The sequence below is a fragment of the Cupriavidus sp. H18C1 genome (assembly GCF_049311595.1).
Taxonomy (GTDB): domain Bacteria; phylum Pseudomonadota; class Gammaproteobacteria; order Burkholderiales; family Burkholderiaceae; genus Cupriavidus; species Cupriavidus cauae.
On sequence record NZ_CP186008.1, the window covers coordinates 879733 to 895102 of the forward strand.

A 15370-nucleotide genomic window follows, 5' to 3' on the forward strand; every position below is an offset into this window, starting at 1 on the left:
GCCGCTGCCGGCGGCGCGTCAGCCGTCGTTGCGGTCGCGGAAGATGCGGATGACGTCGGTGTTGCGGCGCAGGGCCCGCATCACGTTGGCCAGGTGCAGGCGGTCGTGGACCTGGATCACGAACTGCATGTAGGTCGCTTCCTGCCGCCCGTTGTCCTGGTGCTCCATCGCGACGTGCGCGACGTTGGCGTCCGCGGCGGTCAGGTCCGCGGCCACCCGCGCGACGATGCCCTTGACGTTGCGCACCAGCACCTTGATCGAGACATCGAAGGCGCGCGTGGTCTTGTTGGCCCACATGACCTCGATCCAGTGCTCGGGGTCCTTGCTGTGCAGCCGCTTGGCCACCTTGCAATCCTGCACATGGATCTGCAGCCCTTCGCCCTTGCCGAGATAGCCGACGATCGAATCGCCGGGAATCGGCCGGCAGCACGCCGAGAAGATCATCGACATGCCCTCGTCGCCGGTGATCGGCACCGCGGGTGCCTCCTCGCCGGCAAAGGTCTGCACCGCCGCCATCAGCGCGGTATCGAAGTCGCCCGACAACTCCTGCAGCAGGATCTCCATGCGCTTGGCGACCACCGCCGGCACGCGCCGGCCCAGCGCCAGGTCGGCGAAGATGTCGTCGCGCTGCTTGTTGCCGGTCCACTGGATCATCCGTTCCCACACCGGCTGCGGCACCGCCTTCAGGTCGATGCCGAGCTGGCGCGCGGCCTGCTCCAGCAGGCGCTCGCCGAGCTGGATCGCCTCGTCGAGCTTGGTGGTCTTCAGATAATGGCGGATCGCCGCGCGCGCCTTGCCGGTGCGCACGAACGACAGCCAGGCGGGATTGGGCTTGGAATACGGCGCGGTGATGACCTCGACGATATCGCCGCTCTTGAGCTCCGTGCGCAGCGGCAGCAGCTCGTTGTTGATCTTGACCGCGACGCACTGGTTGCCCAGGTCGCTGTGCACCGCGTAGGCGAAGTCCAGCGCCGTGGCCCCGCGCGGCAGCGCGCGGATATGACCCTTCGGCGTGAACACATAGACCGCGTCCGGGAACAGGTCGATCTTGACGTGTTCCAGGAACTCCTGCGAATCGCCGGTCTGGCTCTGGATATCCAGCAGCGACTGCAGCCACTGGTGCGCCTGCTGCTGGATGTCGTTGATCTGGTCGGCGTGGTGCTTGTACATCCAGTGCGCCGCGACGCCCGCCTCGGCGATCTGGTGCATCTCGCGCGTGCGGATCTGGAATTCGACCGGCGTGCCGAAGGGACCCACCAGCGTCGTATGCAGCGACTGGTAGCCGTTGATCTTCGGGATCGCGATGTAGTCCTTGAACTTGCCCGGCATCGGCTTGTACAGCCCATGCAGCGCGCCGAGCGCCATGTAGCAGTGCATCTGCGTCTCGACCACGACGCGGAAGCCGTACACGTCGAGCACCTGCGAGAACGACAGCTGCTTGTCGTGCATCTTGCGGTAGATGCTGTACAGCGTCTTCTCGCGCCCGGACAGTTCGGCGACGATGCCCGAATTGGCCAGCGCGCTCTGCGCGGCCTCGAGGATGCGCGAGACCACCTCGCGGCGATTGCCGCGCGCGGCCCTGACGGCCTTCTCCAGCGTGGCGTAGCGGAACGGCGAGCCGACCTTGAACGACAGTTCCTGCAGCTCCCGATAGGTGCTGTTCAGACCGAGCCGATGCGCGATCGGCGCATAGATCTCCATCGTCTCCAGCGCGATGCGCCGGCGCTTCTCCGGCGGCACGAAGTCCAGCGTCCGCATGTTGTGCGTGCGGTCCGCCAGCTTGACGAGGATCACGCGCACGTCGCGCGCCATCGCCAGCAGCATCTTGCGGAAGCTCTCCGCCTGCGCCTGCTCGCGGCTCTGGAATTCGAGCTTGTCCAGCTTGGTCAGGCCATCGACCAGTTCGGCGACCTTGGGACCGAACTTCTCGGCCAGCTCGCTCTTGGTGATGCCCTGGTCCTCGATCACGTCGTGCAGCAGCGCCGCCATGATCGATTGCGCATCGAGCTTCCACTCGGCGCACAGCTCGGCGACCGCCACCGGATGCGTGATGTACGGCTCGCCGCTCTGCCGGTACTGGCCCAGGTGGGCTTCGTCGGAAAACTGGAAGGCCTCTCGGACGAGGGCCTGGTCGGCCGGCTTCAGGTAATTGAGCTTCTCCATCAGGGCGGCGATGGAGATCACCTGCTGCCGCGGCGGCACCGCGGGCTGCGAGGTCGGACCGAAGAAATGCCGGTACGTCTGCGCGAGGACCGCGTCGATGAAGAGGCTGTCGGCGGCCGGTGCGGCCACCGCGACGCCGCTGTCGGCCTCGCGCGGCTGCGTGGCCGGGACGCTGGCGCCCCGGCTCTTGGCGGGCGCCATCGCCGGCGCTACGGCGCGCTCGCCCACCACGTCGTCGCCCAATGGATCGGGCAGGTTCGGCGCGCCGGTACGCGCCGCGGCGCGCGCCTCCCCCCGTGCTGCCCGGTTTGGGCGACGATCGCGAGGAAGAGCGCGGCGACGAGGGCATGATGGCGGCCTGTGGTTCAGACGTGGGCAACGAGTGCGATCAGGACAATCCGGTCGACCAAAGCGACGATCGGGCGGGATTCCAGGATAGCTCGCAATGCCGTTGAAAAACCGGGCCGCCGGACAATCAGGTCGGAACCTTCTTCAGCATTTCGATGCCGACCTGGCCCGACGCGATCTCGCGCAGTGCCACCACGGTCGGCTTGTCCTTGGCCTCGACCTTCGGCGTGTGCCCCTGCACCAGCTGGCGCGCGCGGTAGGTCGCCGCGAGCGCGAGCTCGAAGCGGTTCGGGATGTGTTTCAGACAATCTTCGACGGTAATACGCGCCATATCAAATCTACCTTGAGACAGAACCTATGCGATGGCCGCCATTTTACCGCAGGTGGCCCGCGGCCCCGCGGCCTCGCGTTTCAGTGGATGCCGAGTTCGATGAACAGATCGGCGTGCCGGGCCTTCTGCGACGAGAAACGCAGGCGCGTGGCACGCACCACGCAGCGCAGTTTTTCCAGCGCTTCGTCGAACACGTCGTTGATGATCACGTAGTCGGCTTCGGAGGCATGCGCCATCTCGCTGCCGGCCGCCAGCAGGCGCCGCACGATCACGTTGGGCTCGTCCTGCCCGCGCTTGCGCAGGCGCTCCTCGAGCGCGGTCAGCGAAGGCGGCAGGATGAAGACCTCGACCGCGTTGGAGAAGCGCTTGTGCACCTGCTGCGCGCCCTGCCAGTCGATCTCGAGCAGCACGTCGTGGCCGTGCGCCATCTGCTGTTCGATCCAGACGCGCGAGGTCGCGTAGTAGTTGCCGTGGACCTCGGCCCATTCGAGGAACTCGCCGCGATCGCGCGCCTCGCGGAAGGCCTCGATCGTGGTGAAGTGGTACTCGCGTCCATCCTGCTCGCCCGGACGCGGCGGCCGCGTGGTGTGCGAAATCGACAGGCGGATCGACGGGTCCTGCGCCAGCAGCGCGTTGACCAGCGTGGACTTGCCCGCGCCGGACGGGGCCACCACCATGAACAGGTTGCCGGGGTAGACGGTGTCGATCGCGGTATGCGCTTGCGCCACCGGTTGCGCGGACGCGTGCGCGGACGATTGCCCCGGCGCGCTGGACTGCGCGTTGGGCGAAGACTGGGACGAAGGATGGGACTGAGTCGGGTCGCTCATGTTGGTCATTCGAGATTTTGAATCTGTTCGCGCATCTGCTCGATCAGCAGCTTGAGCTCCATCGAGGCATCGGCGAGCTCCTTGGCCGCGGCCTTCGAGCCCAGCGTGTTGGCCTCGCGGTTCAGCTCCTGCATCATGAAGTCGAGCCGCTTGCCGACCTGGCCGCCCTTGTCGAGGATATGCCGGGTCTCGTTCAGGTGCGCCTCGAGCCGGGACAGCTCCTCGGCGATATCGATGCGGATGCCGTAGACAGTCGCCTCCTGGCGAATGCGCTCGCCGATCTCGTCGCGCGACATCGACGGCATGCCGTTCGGCGCGACCAGGTTGAAGGCCTCCTGCAGGCGCTCGGTCAGTTTTTCCTGATGCTGCGCGATCAGGTCCGGCACCGCGGGCGCCAGGCGCTGCACGATCGCCAGCATCGCGTCGATGCGGTCCACCAGCGTGGCCTTGAGCGCATCGCCCTCGCGGCGGCGCGCTTCCAGCAGCTGCGCCAGCGCGTCCTTGGCGGCGCCGAGCACCGCTTCGCGCAGCGCGTCCTGCGACAGCTCGGGCTCGATCAGCACGCCGGGCCAGCGCAGGATCTCGCCCATGCGCAGCGTGCCGGCCTGGTCGAAGGTCTGGGCGACCGTGGCCTCGAGCTCGCGCAGCTGCGCCAGCAGGCCGGTATTGAGCGCCAGCGCCGCGCCGCCCGCGTCGGTGCGCTGCAGGTTGATGCGGCACTCGAGCTTGCCGCGCGACAACTTGGCCATCAGCATCTCGCGCAGGGCCGGCTCGAAGGCGCGGCATTCTTCCGGCGCGCGGAACAGCAGATCGAGGAAGCGCGAATTGACGGTGCGGAATTCGACCGACACGGCGGCGGTCCTGCCGCTGGGCGCGCCATGCGCGTCGGTCAGCGGTGCCTGGCGCGTCGCCAGGCCATATCCGGTCATGCTATGGATCATGGATTCGTCTCTTGAAGGGGCTGGCGGCGAGGACCGCACGGCGCGGCGATCGCGGCCGGCCCGGCAGGTGGGCTGACCAACACTGTAATGAACACTGTATTGTAAAGAACTTTGCCCCGCGGGCCCTGCGGGGCCCTGCGGGGGCACGGCGGGGGGCACGGCGGGGGGCACGGCGGGGGGCGCGGCCGGGGCGATGACCGCGCGCGGCCGGGCTCATTCCTCGGTCCGCCGCGGGCCCCATCGCCGGCGCCCCGCCCCCCGGCGCGCGGGCGCTCCCCGCCAGCGCCCCTCGCCGCCCGGCGTTAAAATCGCGCCTGTTCCCGATTTCCCTTCCAAGAGAGCCTCCATGCGACCCAGTGGACGCGCGGCCGATGCGCTGCGCCCGATCACCCTGACCCGCCATTACACCCGGCACGCCGAAGGTGCGGTGCTGACCGCCTTCGGCGACACCAAGGTGCTGTGCACCGCCAGCGTGCTGGCCAAGGTGCCGCCCCACAAGAAGGGCAGCGGCGAAGGCTGGGTGACCGCCGAATACGGCATGCTGCCGCGCGCCACCCATACCCGCTCGGACCGCGAGGCCGCGCGCGGCAAGCAGTCGGGCCGCACGCAGGAAATCCAGCGCCTGATCGGCCGCGCGCTGCGCTCGGTGTTCGATCTGTCCAAGCTCGGCGAATACACGCTGCAGCTCGATTGCGACGTGCTGCAGGCCGATGGCGGCACCCGTACCGCCGCGATCACCGGTGCCTTCGTCGCCGCGCATGACGCCATCTCGGTGATGCTGCGCGACGGCCTGATCGCCGACAGCCCGATCCGTGACTTCGTCGCCGCGGTGTCGGTCGGCATGGTCGACGGCGTGCCGGTGCTCGACCTCGACTACGCCGAGGACAGCGCCTGCGACACCGACATGAATGTCGTGATGACAGGCAGCGGCGGCTTCGTCGAGGTCCAGGGCACCGCCGAGGGCGTGCCGTTCTCGCGCGCCCAGCTCGACGCGATGACGCAGCTGGCCGAGCGCGGCATCGCCCAGCTGGTCACGATGCAGCGCCAGGCGCTGGATCTGGCATGACGGCGGACATGAACGCGGACACGAACGCGAGCATGACGGCAGGCATCGCCTTGCGCGCGCCGCAACGCCTGGTGCTGGCCTCGAACAACGCCGGCAAGCTGCGCGAATTCGGCGCGCTGCTGGCGCCGCTGGGCTTCGACGTGGTGCCGCAGCGCGAGCTGGGCATCCCCGAGGCGGAGGAACCGCACGTGACCTTCGTCGAGAACGCGCTGGCCAAGGCGCGCCATGCGAGCCGCCTGTCGGGCCTGCCGGCGCTGGCCGACGACTCCGGCATCAGCGTCGACGCGCTGGGCGGCGCGCCCGGCGTCCATTCGGCGCGCTACGCGCAGCTGGCCGGCAAGGAGAAGAGCGACGCCGCCAACAACGCGCATCTGATAGCCGAACTGGCGGGCCAGGCCAATCGCCGCGCGCACTACTACTGCGTGCTGGTGCTGGTGCGCCATGCCGACGATCCGTGCCCGATCATCGCGGAAGGCCGCTGGGACGGCGAGGTCGTCGACACCCCGCGCGGCGACGGCGGCTTCGGCTACGACCCCTACTTCCTGCTGCCGGCGCTGGGCAAGACCGCCGCCGAGCTGTCGTCCGACGAGAAGAACCGCGTCAGCCATCGTGCGCTGGCACTGCAGGCGCTGTGCGAGCGGCTGCGCCGGGATGCAACCACCCCAACCGCCCCCACCGGCCCAACCGCCGCCCACGGCCAGCCATGATTCCGATCGTCCCCGTCCCGGCTTCCGGCGCCGCCGCGCCCGCCCCTGCTGCAGCGGGCGGCGACAGCGTCGGCCTGTGGCTCAAGCCCGGGCAGATTTCGCTGCCGGCCTCGCCGCCGCTGTCGCTGTACGTGCATGTGCCCTGGTGCGTGCGCAAATGCCCGTACTGCGACTTCAACTCGCATGCGGCCCCCGACGGCAGCGAGATTCCCGAGACTGCTTACCTGGACGCGCTGCGCGCGGACCTGGAGCAGTCGCTGCCGCTGGTATGGGGACGCCCGGTGCATACCGTCTTCATCGGCGGCGGCACGCCGAGCCTGCTGTCGGCCGCCGGCATGGACCGGCTGCTGTCGGACATCCGCGCGCTGCTGCCGCTGGACGCCGATGCCGAGATCACGATGGAGGCCAACCCCGGCACCTTCGAGGCCGAGCGCTTCGCCAGCTATCGCGCCAGCGGCATCAACCGGCTGTCGATCGGCATCCAGAGCTTCCACGACGAACACCTGCACGCGCTGGGCCGCATTCACGGCGGCGCCGAGGCCCGCGCCGCGATCGACATCGCGCTGCGCCACTTCGACAACGTCAATCTCGACCTGATGTATGCGCTGCCCCAACAGACGCTGGCGCAGTGCCGGCAGGACGTCGAGACGGCGCTGTCGTACCGCACCTCGCACCTGTCTCTGTACCACCTGACGCTGGAGCCGAACACGCTGTTCGCGCGCTTTCCGCCGGCGCTGCCCGACGACGACACCGCCTACGAGATGCAGGACTGGATCGAGGCGCGCACCGCCGAGGCCGGGTATCGCCATTACGAGACCTCGGCCTATGCGCAGCCGCATCGCGAGGCGCGCCACAACCTGAACTACTGGCGCTTCGGCGACTATCTCGGCATCGGCGCGGGCGCGCACGGCAAGCTGTCGTTCCCGCATCGCGTGCTGCGCCAGATGCGCTACAAGCATCCGGCCACCATATGGCGCAGGCGATGGCGGGCAACGCGGTGCAGGAAGCGCGCGACGTCGATGCCGCCGAGCTGCCGTTCGAGTTCATGCTGAACGCGCTGCGGCTGACCGACGGCGTGCCGGCGAGTCTGTTCCACGACCATACCGGCCTGCCGCTGCACGCGATCCGGCGCGAACTGGCGCTGGCGACCGACAAGGGACTGCTGGACCCGGACCCGACCGTGATCCGTCCGACCGAGCTGGGCCGGCGCTTCCTGAACGACCTGCAGGAGATCTTCCTGAAGTCGTGAGGCACAGCAGGACGAACCGCCGCCCCAAAGAAAAAGGCCGCAATTCAGACTTGCGGCCTTTTTCCCATCTCACGCTGCCATCGCAGCGACGGACATCGCGTCGGCGTCAGATCGGCGACGCCATGTCGTTGGCGACCTGCACGCGCTGGCCGACCTGCAGATTGTTGGCCTGGCGCTGCGTCACGGTGGCCATGCGGCCATCGTCCAGGCGCACGTGCACGCGATAGACGGTTTCCATGCCGCCGGTGGCGCGCTGTTCGATCTGGTTGCCGGCCACGCCGCCCGCCACCGCACCGCCGATGGTCGCGATGGTCTGGCCGCGGCCGCCACCGATCTGGTGGCCGAGCAGGCCGCCGGCGAGGCCGCCGATCACCGTGCCGAGCAGACCCGAGCTGGCACCGCGCGGCTGCTGGATCGGCTCGATCGCTTCGACGCGGCCGTAGAACACCGAGCCAGCCGGCGCCTGGTAGGCCCCCTGGCCGGTCTGGTAGCCGGCATTGGAGGCACCGTAGCCATAACCGCCACCGGGCGCCGCGCAGCCCGCGGTGCCGATTGCCGCGGCCAGCGCAGCGGTGCCCAACAAAGTCTTGCCATTCATTTAATGTTCTCCTGACTGGGACGAGAAGAGACGGGATGCGGCGCGGCGCCGCTCCCTCCTGCCCTAGGAGGTATACATCCAGACAAGGTTCCGCGATGTCGGACGGACGCCGACAGCCCGCGTTTCTTGTCTTCCCGCGGTGCAAGATGTGTAACGGGGCGTTTCCCTGCCTGGTTTTTCGGCCCGCTTCCCTCGCCGCTTCTCCTCCCCGCTTCTCCTCCCCGCTCCTCCTCCCCGCTCCTCCTGCCCGCTCCTCCTCCCCGCTCCTCCTGCCCGCTTCTCCTGCCCGTTTCCCGGGCCCAACCCGCCTTGCTATAATGCGCGGCCGGTCGCAAGGCCGGCCATCCATGGGACTGGAGACGTGGCCGAGTGGTTTAAGGCAGCAGTCTTGAAAACTGCCGATGGGGTGACCCATCCGTGAGTTCGAATCTCACCGTCTCCGCCATCCGCGGCACCAGATTCCCGACCCTTGGCTTCCGGCTCTTGGCTTCCGGCTCTTGGCTTCCGGCTCTTGGCTTCCGGCCTTGGCTCCCAGCCCTTATTCCGAGCGCTTGTCCCGGGCCCCTATCCCCGACCCGCATCCCCCCACGCCACGTCCCCACGGCCTCATCCCCACGACCATAAAAAAGCCCCGCACTGAGGCGGGGCAACGACATGTCGTGGAGAGAATCGCCGATCGTCGATCGTGAATCTCAATCGATGGTGATCTTGCCGGTCTCGATCACGTTCTTCCAGCGCTGCAGTTCCTGGTTCTCGAACTGCGCGAACTGCTCCGGCGTATTGGCGACGACCTCGAAGCCGGTCTCGGCCAGCTTGGCGCGCATCTTCGGATCGGTCAGCGAGCTGACCAGCGCACCGTGCAGGCGCGACTTGACGTTGGCCGGCAGTCCGCGCGGCGCGGCGACGGCCTGCCACGAATAGACCTCGACATCCTTGACGCCCGCTTCGGCCAGCGTCGGCACGTCCGGCAGCAGCGGCGAGCGCTTCTCCGAGGTAATCGCCAGCGCCTTCAGCTTGCCGGCCTTGATGTGCTGGATCACCGCGTTGATGTTCTGGAACGAGACCTCGACCTGGCCGGCCAGCAGATCCTGGATCGCCGGGCCGCCGCCCTTGTACGGCACGTGCAGGCCCGTGGTGCCCGTCTTCTGCCAGAACAGCGCCGCGGTCAGGTGGTCGGACGAACCGGCGCCCGACGAGGCGAAGCTGACCTTGCCCGGGTTCTTCTTCATATGGGCCACCAGGTCCTGCACGCTGCGCGCCGCGACCGACGGATTGGCGACCAGCACGTTGGGCGCGCGCACCGCGACCGTCAGCAGGTCGAAGTCCTTGGCCGGATCGTACGGCAGGTTCTTCTGCAGGAAGGGGTTGACCGCATAGACGCCGATCGACGCGATCATGATCGTGTAGCCGTCGGGCGGCGCGCGCTTGACCATCGCCGCGCCGATCGCGCCGGTCGCGCCCGGGCGGTTCTCGATCACGAAGGGCTGGCCCAGCTTTTCGTTCAGCGGCTGCGCCAGCATGCGGGCGATGGTATCGGTCGAGCCGCCCGGCGGGAACGGCACCACCACGGTCACCGGCTTCTGCGGCCAGTCCTGCGCGGCGGCGGTGCCGGTGGCCAGCAGGCCGCCGGCGAACGCGCCGGCCAGCACGCCCGCCGTCAGCATCAGCCGCGGCAGGCGGCGCACACAGGTTTGCACGGTCGCGGCGGCGCCGCGCAAGAAGTGGGTGTTGCTCATGTTGTCTCCTGAATCACTGCTCGTGGTCGAGCTGCGGTCGTTAGATGATGTCGTTTCGATGTCGTCGCTTCGATGTCGTCGCTTCGATGTCGTCGCTTCGATGTCGTCGCTTCGATGTCGTCGTTTCGATGTCGTCGCTTCGATGTCGTCGCTTCGATGTCGTCGCTTCGATGTCGTCGCTTCGATGATGGCGTTTCGGATGCCGGCGGCCATGCCGCCGAATCCCGCTACCGCACCATGCACGGCGCCTTGTTGTCGAATTTCCAGCCCGGGATCAGGAACTGCATCGCGACCGCGTCGTCGCGCGCGCCCAGTCCCATGTTGCGATAGGTCTGATGGGCCTTCTCCAGCTCGACCATGTCGATCTCGACGCCGAGACCGGGGCGCTTGGGCACCTGCACCATGCCGCCCTCGATCTTCAGCGGTTCGCGTGTCAGGCGCTGGCCGTCCTGCCAGATCCAGTGCGTGTCGATCGCGGTGACACGCCCCGGCGCGGCCGCGGCCACATGGGTGAACATCGCCAGCGAGATGTCGAAGTGGTTGTTCGAATGCGAGCCCCATGTGAGCCCCCACTCCGCGCACATCTGCGCGACGCGCACCGAGCCCTGCATGGTCCAGAAGTGCGGATCGGCCAGCGGAATGTCGACCGACTGCAGCCGCACCGCGTGGCCCATCTGCCGCCAGTCGGTGGCGATCATGTTGGTCGCGGTCGGCAGCCCGGTGGCGGTGCGGAATTCGGCCATGATCTCGCGGCCCGAATAGCCGTCCTCGGCACCGCACGGGTCCTCGGCGTAGGCGAGCACGCCATGCTTGTCGCGGCACAGCCGGACCGCCTCGGCCAGCGACCAGGCGCCGTTCGGATCGAGCGTGATGCGGGCCTTGGGGAAGCGCTCGGCCAGCGCGACGATCGCTTCCATCTCCTCGTCGCCGCGCAGCACGCCGCCCTTGAGCTTGAAGTCGTTGAAGCCATAACGCTGGTAGGCGGCCTCGGCCAGGCGCACCACCGCCTCGGGCGTCATCGCCTCCTCGTTGCGCAGCCGGAACCAGGCATCGTCGGCATCGGCCTCCTGGCGATACGGCAGCGTGGTGCGCGTGCGGTCGCCGATATAGAACAGATAGCCCAGCATCTCGACGGCATCGCGCTGCTGCCCTTCGCCGAGCAGCGCGGCGACCGGCACGTCCAGGTGCTTGCCCAGCAGGTCGAGCAGCGCCGCTTCCAGTGCGGTGACCGCATGGATCGTGATGCGCAGGTCGAACGTCTGCAGGCCGCGCCCGCCGGCATCGCGGCTGGCGAAGGCCTGGCGCACGCGGTTCAGCACCGCCTGGTAGGCGCCGATCGGCTGGCCGACCACCAGCGGGCGGGCGTCCTCCAGCGTCTGCCGGATGCCCTCGCCGCCCGGCACCTCGCCGACGCCGGTACGGCCGGCGCTGTCCTTGAGCAGCACGACATTGCGCGTGAAGAAGGGACCGTGGGCGCCCGACAGGTTCATCAGCATGCTGTCGTGGCCGGCGACCGGGATCACGGTCAGTTCGGTGACGACGGGCGTGGCGCCCGGCGCGGAGATCGATTGGTCTGTCATGAGGCGTCTCGGAATGCTGTCTCGGATGGCTTTGTCACCCGTCCCGTCACGCATCGGATGGCACACCGGATGGCCGAACGAGGCAGGATGGGGTAAAGTCGGTTATCAGTCGTCGTATAACTTACGACGCAGTATAATGAGCCGTTCCAGAACCGGTCAAGCACCGTACTTACCCTATGAAAGCCTCGACCTTGGCCCCCACTCCGCTTCGCCGCCGCGGCCGCACGCTGGCCGAAGAAGCGGTCGCCAGCCTGACCGACAGCATTCGCCAGGGCACGCTGCGCCCCGGCGACAAGCTTCCCACCGAATCGGAAATCATGGCCACGCTCGGCGTCAGCCGCACGGTGGTGCGCGAGGCGCTGTCGCGCCTGCAGGCGAGCGGCCTGGTCGAGACCCGCCACGGCATCGGCACCTTCGTGCTGACCCCGCCCCCGGCCGAATCGGCCTCCCCCTTCCGCATCGATCCGTCGGCCATGGTCACGGCGATGGACGTGCTGGCGATGCTGGAATTCCGCGTCAGCATCGAGGCCGAAGCCGCCGGCCTGGCGGCCGTGCGGCGCAGCGACGCCGATCTGGCCGAGATGCGGCGCGCGCTGGACGAACTGAAGCGCACCGCCGCTTCCGGGGGGCGATTCGGTCGCATCGGACTTCGCCTTCCACCTGGCCGTCGCGCGCGCCACCGGCAACCGCTACTTCAGCGAGATGCTGGGCCATCTGGGCGCCTCGGTGATTCCGCGCGGCCGGCTGCACGTGACGCCCGGCGACCGCGAGCAATATCTGGAACGGGTCAACTTCGAGCACGACAGCATCTATGACGCGATCGAGCGCCGCGACCCCGACGGCGCCAAGGCGGCGATGCGCATGCACCTGACCAACAGCCGCGAACGCCTGCGCAAGGCCTCGGCCGCGGCCGCCAGCACCCCAGCCTGATCCCGATACACGGCGCCGAGGGTTAACCCCCGGCGCCAGCCCCCTTGCGCCGTAGTTGTACGATGTCTTATGATGGCGGCCATCGAATGGCGCTTCCCTACCGCGGCGCCGTCACCGACCCACGTTGCGCATTCGGGCACGCCGCCCGGCCTTTTCATCGGAAACCACCATGTCCCTGAACCCCCAAGACCTCAAACAGATCATCAGCGCCGGCCTGCTGTCGTTCCCGGTGACCGATTTCGACGCCAATGGCGACTTCGCCGCGGCCTCCTACGCCAAGCGCCTCGAATGGCTGGCCCCGTACGGCGCCAGCGCGCTGTTCGCCGCGGGCGGCACCGGCGAGTTCTTCTCGCTGGCTCCCAACGAGTACAGCGACATCATCCGCACCGCGGTCGATACCTGCCGCGGCAAGGTGCCGATCATCGCCGGCGCCGGCGGCCCGACCCGCGTGGCGATCGCCTATGCGCAGGAGGCCGAGCGCCTGGGCGCCCACGGCGTGCTGCTGCTGCCCCACTACCTGACCGAGGCAAGCCCGGAAGGCATCGCCAACCACGTCGAGGCGGTCTGCCGCTCGGTGTCCTGCGGCGTGATCGTCTACAACCGCGCGGTGTGCCGCCTGAACGCGGTGCAGCTGGAACGGCTGGCCGAGCGCTGCCCGAACCTGATCGGCTACAAGGACGGCCTGGGCGACATCGAACTGATGGTGTCGATTCGTCGCCGGCTGGGCGAGCGCTTCGCCTACCTGGGCGGGCTGCCGACGGCCGAGGTCTACGCCGCCGCCTATCGCGCGCTGGGCGTGCCGGTCTACTCGTCGGCGGTGTTCAACTTCATCCCGAAGACCGCGATGGACTTCTATCGCGCCATCGCCGCCGAGGATCACGAGACCGTCGGCCGCCTGATCGATACCTTCTTCCTGCCCTACCTCGACATCCGCAACCGCAAGCAGGGCTACGCGGTCAGCATCATCAAGGCGGGCGCCCGCCTGGTCGGCCATGACGCCGGCCCGGTGCGCGCGCCGCTGACCGATCTGAGCGAAGAGGAATGCGCGATGCTGCAGCGCCTGATCGACAAGGTCGGCGGCCAGTAACGCTGTTCGAGCGCGCCCGCGGCCGGCCATGCCGGCACGGCGCGCGCCATCCAGCCCCCGGCGCAACGGCTGCCCAGGTGTTCAACCACGGCGGCCGCTGCGCCATCGACGTTTTCAGGAGAAGCCAATGAAGATCACCGGAGAGATGCTGATCGGCGCCAGCGCCGTGCGCGGCCAGGACGCCGTGCTGCAGGCGATCGACCCCGCCACCGGCGCGACGCTGGGCCCCGACTTCCATGGCGGCGGCGCGGCCGAGGTCGACCGTGCCTGCGTGCTGGCCGAACAGGCCTTCGACGCCTTCCGCAACACGCTGCCGGAACAGCGCGCCGCCTTTCTGGAGCGCATCGCCGACGGCATCGAGGCGCTCGGCGACACGCTGATCGAACGCGCCCATCGCGAGAGCGGCCTGCCGCTCGCGCGGCTGCAGGGCGAACGCGGCCGCACCGCCAATCAGCTGCGTCTGTTCGCCCACGTACTACGCGACGGCCGCTGGCAGCAGGCCACCTGGGACAGCGCGCTGCCCGAGCGCACGCCGCCGCGTCCCGACCTGCGCATGCAGAACATCGCGCTGGGCCCGGTGGCGGTGTTCGGCGCCAGCAACTTCCCGCTTGCGTTCTCGGTGGCCGGCGGCGATACCGCGTCGGCGCTGGCCGCGGGTTGCCCGGTCGTCGCCAAATCGCACCCCGCCCATCTGGGCACCTCCGAGCTGGTCGGCCGCGTGATTCAGCAGGCGGTGGCCGACGCCGGCCTGCCCGAAGGCGTGTTCTCGCTGGTGCTGGGCGCCGGCAACGAGATCGGCACCGCGCTGGTCGCGCATCCGGCGATCCAGGCGGTCGGCTTCACCGGCTCGCGCGGCGGCGGCCTGGCGCTGACGCGCGTGGCGCAGCAGCGGCCGCAGCCGATCCCGGTCTATGCCGAGATGAGCAGCATCAATCCGGTGTTCCTGATGCCCGAGGCGCTGGCCGCGCGCGGCGAACGCATCGCCGCCGAGCTGATCGATTCGCTGGTGATGGGGGTCGGCCAGTTCTGCACCAATCCCGGCCTGGTGATCGCGATCGACAGCCCGGCGCTGGCCACCTTCCGCGCGGCCGCGGTGCAGGCGCTGGGCGGCAAGCCCGCCGGCACGATGCTGACGCCGGGCATCCATCAGGCCTATCAGCAAGGCGTGGAGAAGCTCGGCGAGATCAACGGCCTGCAGCGCATCGGCACGGGCCTGGCCGGCAACGGCCCGAACCAGGCCTGCGCCGCGATGTTCGAGACCAGCGCCGCGCAGTTCATCGCCGACCATCGGATGCAGGCCGAGGTGTTCGGTCCGTCTTCGGTGCTGGTGACCTGCCGGGATATCGACGAGATGACCGCGCTGACGCGCAGCCTGGAAGGCCAGTTGACCGCGACCGTGCACGCCGACGCCGGCGACCACGCCGCCGCGCGGCAACTGCTGCCGGTGCTGGAGCGCAAGGCCGGACGGGTGCTGTTCAACGGCTACCCGACCGGCGTTGAAGTTTCGTACGCGATGGTGCATGGCGGCCCGTTCCCGGCCACCTCGGACGCGCGCACGACGTCGGTCGGCGCCGCGGCGATCGCGCGCTTCCTGCGTCCGGTCTGCTATCAGAACGTGCCCGGCGAACTGCTGCCGCCGGCGCTGCGCGACGACAATCCGCTGGGACTCTGGCGCCTGCGCGACGGCGAGCTGACGCGCGGTTGATGCACGGCTGATGCGCGCCTCAAGCGCGCGTCTCAAGCGCCGCCGACGCGCGTTTCCAGCGCGTCTCGACCGCATCAGAAGCGCGTCTCAATCGCGTCTGAA

12 protein-coding genes, 1 tRNA gene and 2 pseudogenes are annotated in these 15370 nt (G+C 68.8%); 8 read left to right on the forward strand and 7 right to left on the reverse strand.

Features of this window, described 5'->3' with window-relative positions:
* Window positions 1-18: 18 nt before the first annotated feature.
* Window positions 19-2406: a RelA/SpoT family protein gene (locus OJJOAM_RS04145; RefSeq protein ID WP_422648948.1), complete on the reverse strand. Its 2388-nt coding sequence runs from the start codon at window positions 2404-2406 to the stop codon at window positions 19-21.
* Window positions 2407-2471: 65 nt separating this feature from the next.
* On the opposite strand from OJJOAM_RS04145, the gene OJJOAM_RS04150 reads away from it, so the two are divergent.
* Entirely contained in the window at window positions 2472-2618 is a 147-nt protein-coding gene (locus OJJOAM_RS04150) for a hypothetical protein (RefSeq protein ID WP_422648949.1), read from the forward strand.
* 20 nt (window positions 2619-2638) lie between these two features.
* Here the strand turns inward: OJJOAM_RS04150 and rpoZ are convergent, their stop codons facing one another.
* The 3 genes from rpoZ to OJJOAM_RS04165 form a co-directional block, all read right to left on the reverse strand.
* Entirely contained in the window at window positions 2639-2842 is a 204-nt protein-coding gene (gene rpoZ / locus OJJOAM_RS04155) for a DNA-directed RNA polymerase subunit omega (RefSeq protein WP_006578656.1), read from the reverse strand.
* A gap of 80 nt (window positions 2843-2922) precedes the next feature.
* Complete coding sequence (gene gmk / locus OJJOAM_RS04160; RefSeq protein ID WP_422649490.1) at window positions 2923-3519, reverse strand: guanylate kinase; 597 nt, start codon at window positions 3517-3519, stop codon at window positions 2923-2925.
* A 155-nt stretch (window positions 3520-3674) separates the two neighbouring features.
* A complete protein-coding gene (locus OJJOAM_RS04165; RefSeq protein ID WP_149317957.1) occupies window positions 3675-4610 on the reverse strand; it encodes a YicC/YloC family endoribonuclease in 936 nt (311 codons plus the stop codon).
* A 346-nt stretch (window positions 4611-4956) separates the two neighbouring features.
* Between OJJOAM_RS04165 and rph the strand changes: the two genes are divergently transcribed.
* From rph to hemW, 3 genes and pseudogenes are all read left to right on the forward strand, one after another.
* On the forward strand, window positions 4957-5676 hold the full coding sequence (rph, locus tag OJJOAM_RS04170) for a ribonuclease PH (RefSeq protein WP_422648950.1): 720 nt from the start codon (window positions 4957-4959) through the stop codon (window positions 5674-5676).
* 8 nt (window positions 5677-5684) lie between these two features.
* Window positions 5685-6383: an RdgB/HAM1 family non-canonical purine NTP pyrophosphatase gene (gene rdgB, locus OJJOAM_RS04175; protein ID WP_422648951.1), complete on the forward strand. Its 699-nt coding sequence runs from the start codon at window positions 5685-5687 to the stop codon at window positions 6381-6383.
* A pseudogene (hemW, locus tag OJJOAM_RS04180) lies at window positions 6380-7632 on the forward strand (radical SAM family heme chaperone HemW). The gene rdgB and the pseudogene hemW overlap by 4 nt, the downstream one beginning before the upstream one ends.
* Window positions 7633-7738: 106 nt before the next feature.
* Here the strand turns inward: hemW and OJJOAM_RS04185 are convergent.
* On the reverse strand, window positions 7739-8230 hold the full coding sequence (locus tag OJJOAM_RS04185; protein WP_422648952.1) for a glycine zipper 2TM domain-containing protein: 492 nt from the start codon (window positions 8228-8230) through the stop codon (window positions 7739-7741).
* 355 nt (window positions 8231-8585) lie between these two features.
* Between OJJOAM_RS04185 and OJJOAM_RS04190 the strand changes: the two genes are divergently transcribed.
* A tRNA-Ser gene (locus tag OJJOAM_RS04190) sits at window positions 8586-8675 on the forward strand.
* A gap of 247 nt (window positions 8676-8922) precedes the next feature.
* On the opposite strand, the gene OJJOAM_RS04195 is transcribed toward OJJOAM_RS04190, so the two are convergent.
* A complete protein-coding gene (locus tag OJJOAM_RS04195; RefSeq protein WP_422649491.1) occupies window positions 8923-9894 on the reverse strand; it encodes a Bug family tripartite tricarboxylate transporter substrate binding protein in 972 nt (323 codons plus the stop codon).
* 299 nt (window positions 9895-10193) lie between these two features.
* The gene (gene gudD, locus OJJOAM_RS04200; RefSeq protein WP_422648953.1) at window positions 10194-11546 is read right to left on the reverse strand and encodes a glucarate dehydratase; all 1353 of its coding nucleotides are present in this window, start codon (window positions 11544-11546) and stop codon (window positions 10194-10196) included.
* Window positions 11547-11722: 176 nt separating this feature from the next.
* Between gudD and OJJOAM_RS04205 the strand changes: the two are divergent.
* From OJJOAM_RS04205 to OJJOAM_RS04215, 3 genes and pseudogenes are all read left to right on the forward strand, one after another.
* Window positions 11723-12476: pseudogene (locus OJJOAM_RS04205) on the forward strand (FadR/GntR family transcriptional regulator).
* Window positions 12477-12645: 169 nt separating this feature from the next.
* The gene (gene kdgD, locus OJJOAM_RS04210; protein WP_223129683.1) at window positions 12646-13563 is read left to right on the forward strand and encodes a 5-dehydro-4-deoxyglucarate dehydratase; all 918 of its coding nucleotides are present in this window, start codon (window positions 12646-12648) and stop codon (window positions 13561-13563) included.
* Window positions 13564-13690: 127 nt separating this feature from the next.
* Window positions 13691-15268 carry an aldehyde dehydrogenase (NADP(+)) gene (locus OJJOAM_RS04215; RefSeq protein ID WP_422648954.1) on the forward strand — a complete coding sequence of 526 codons (1578 nt, stop codon included), beginning with the start codon at window positions 13691-13693 and terminating at the stop codon, window positions 15266-15268.
* Window positions 15269-15370 lie beyond the last annotated feature (102 nt).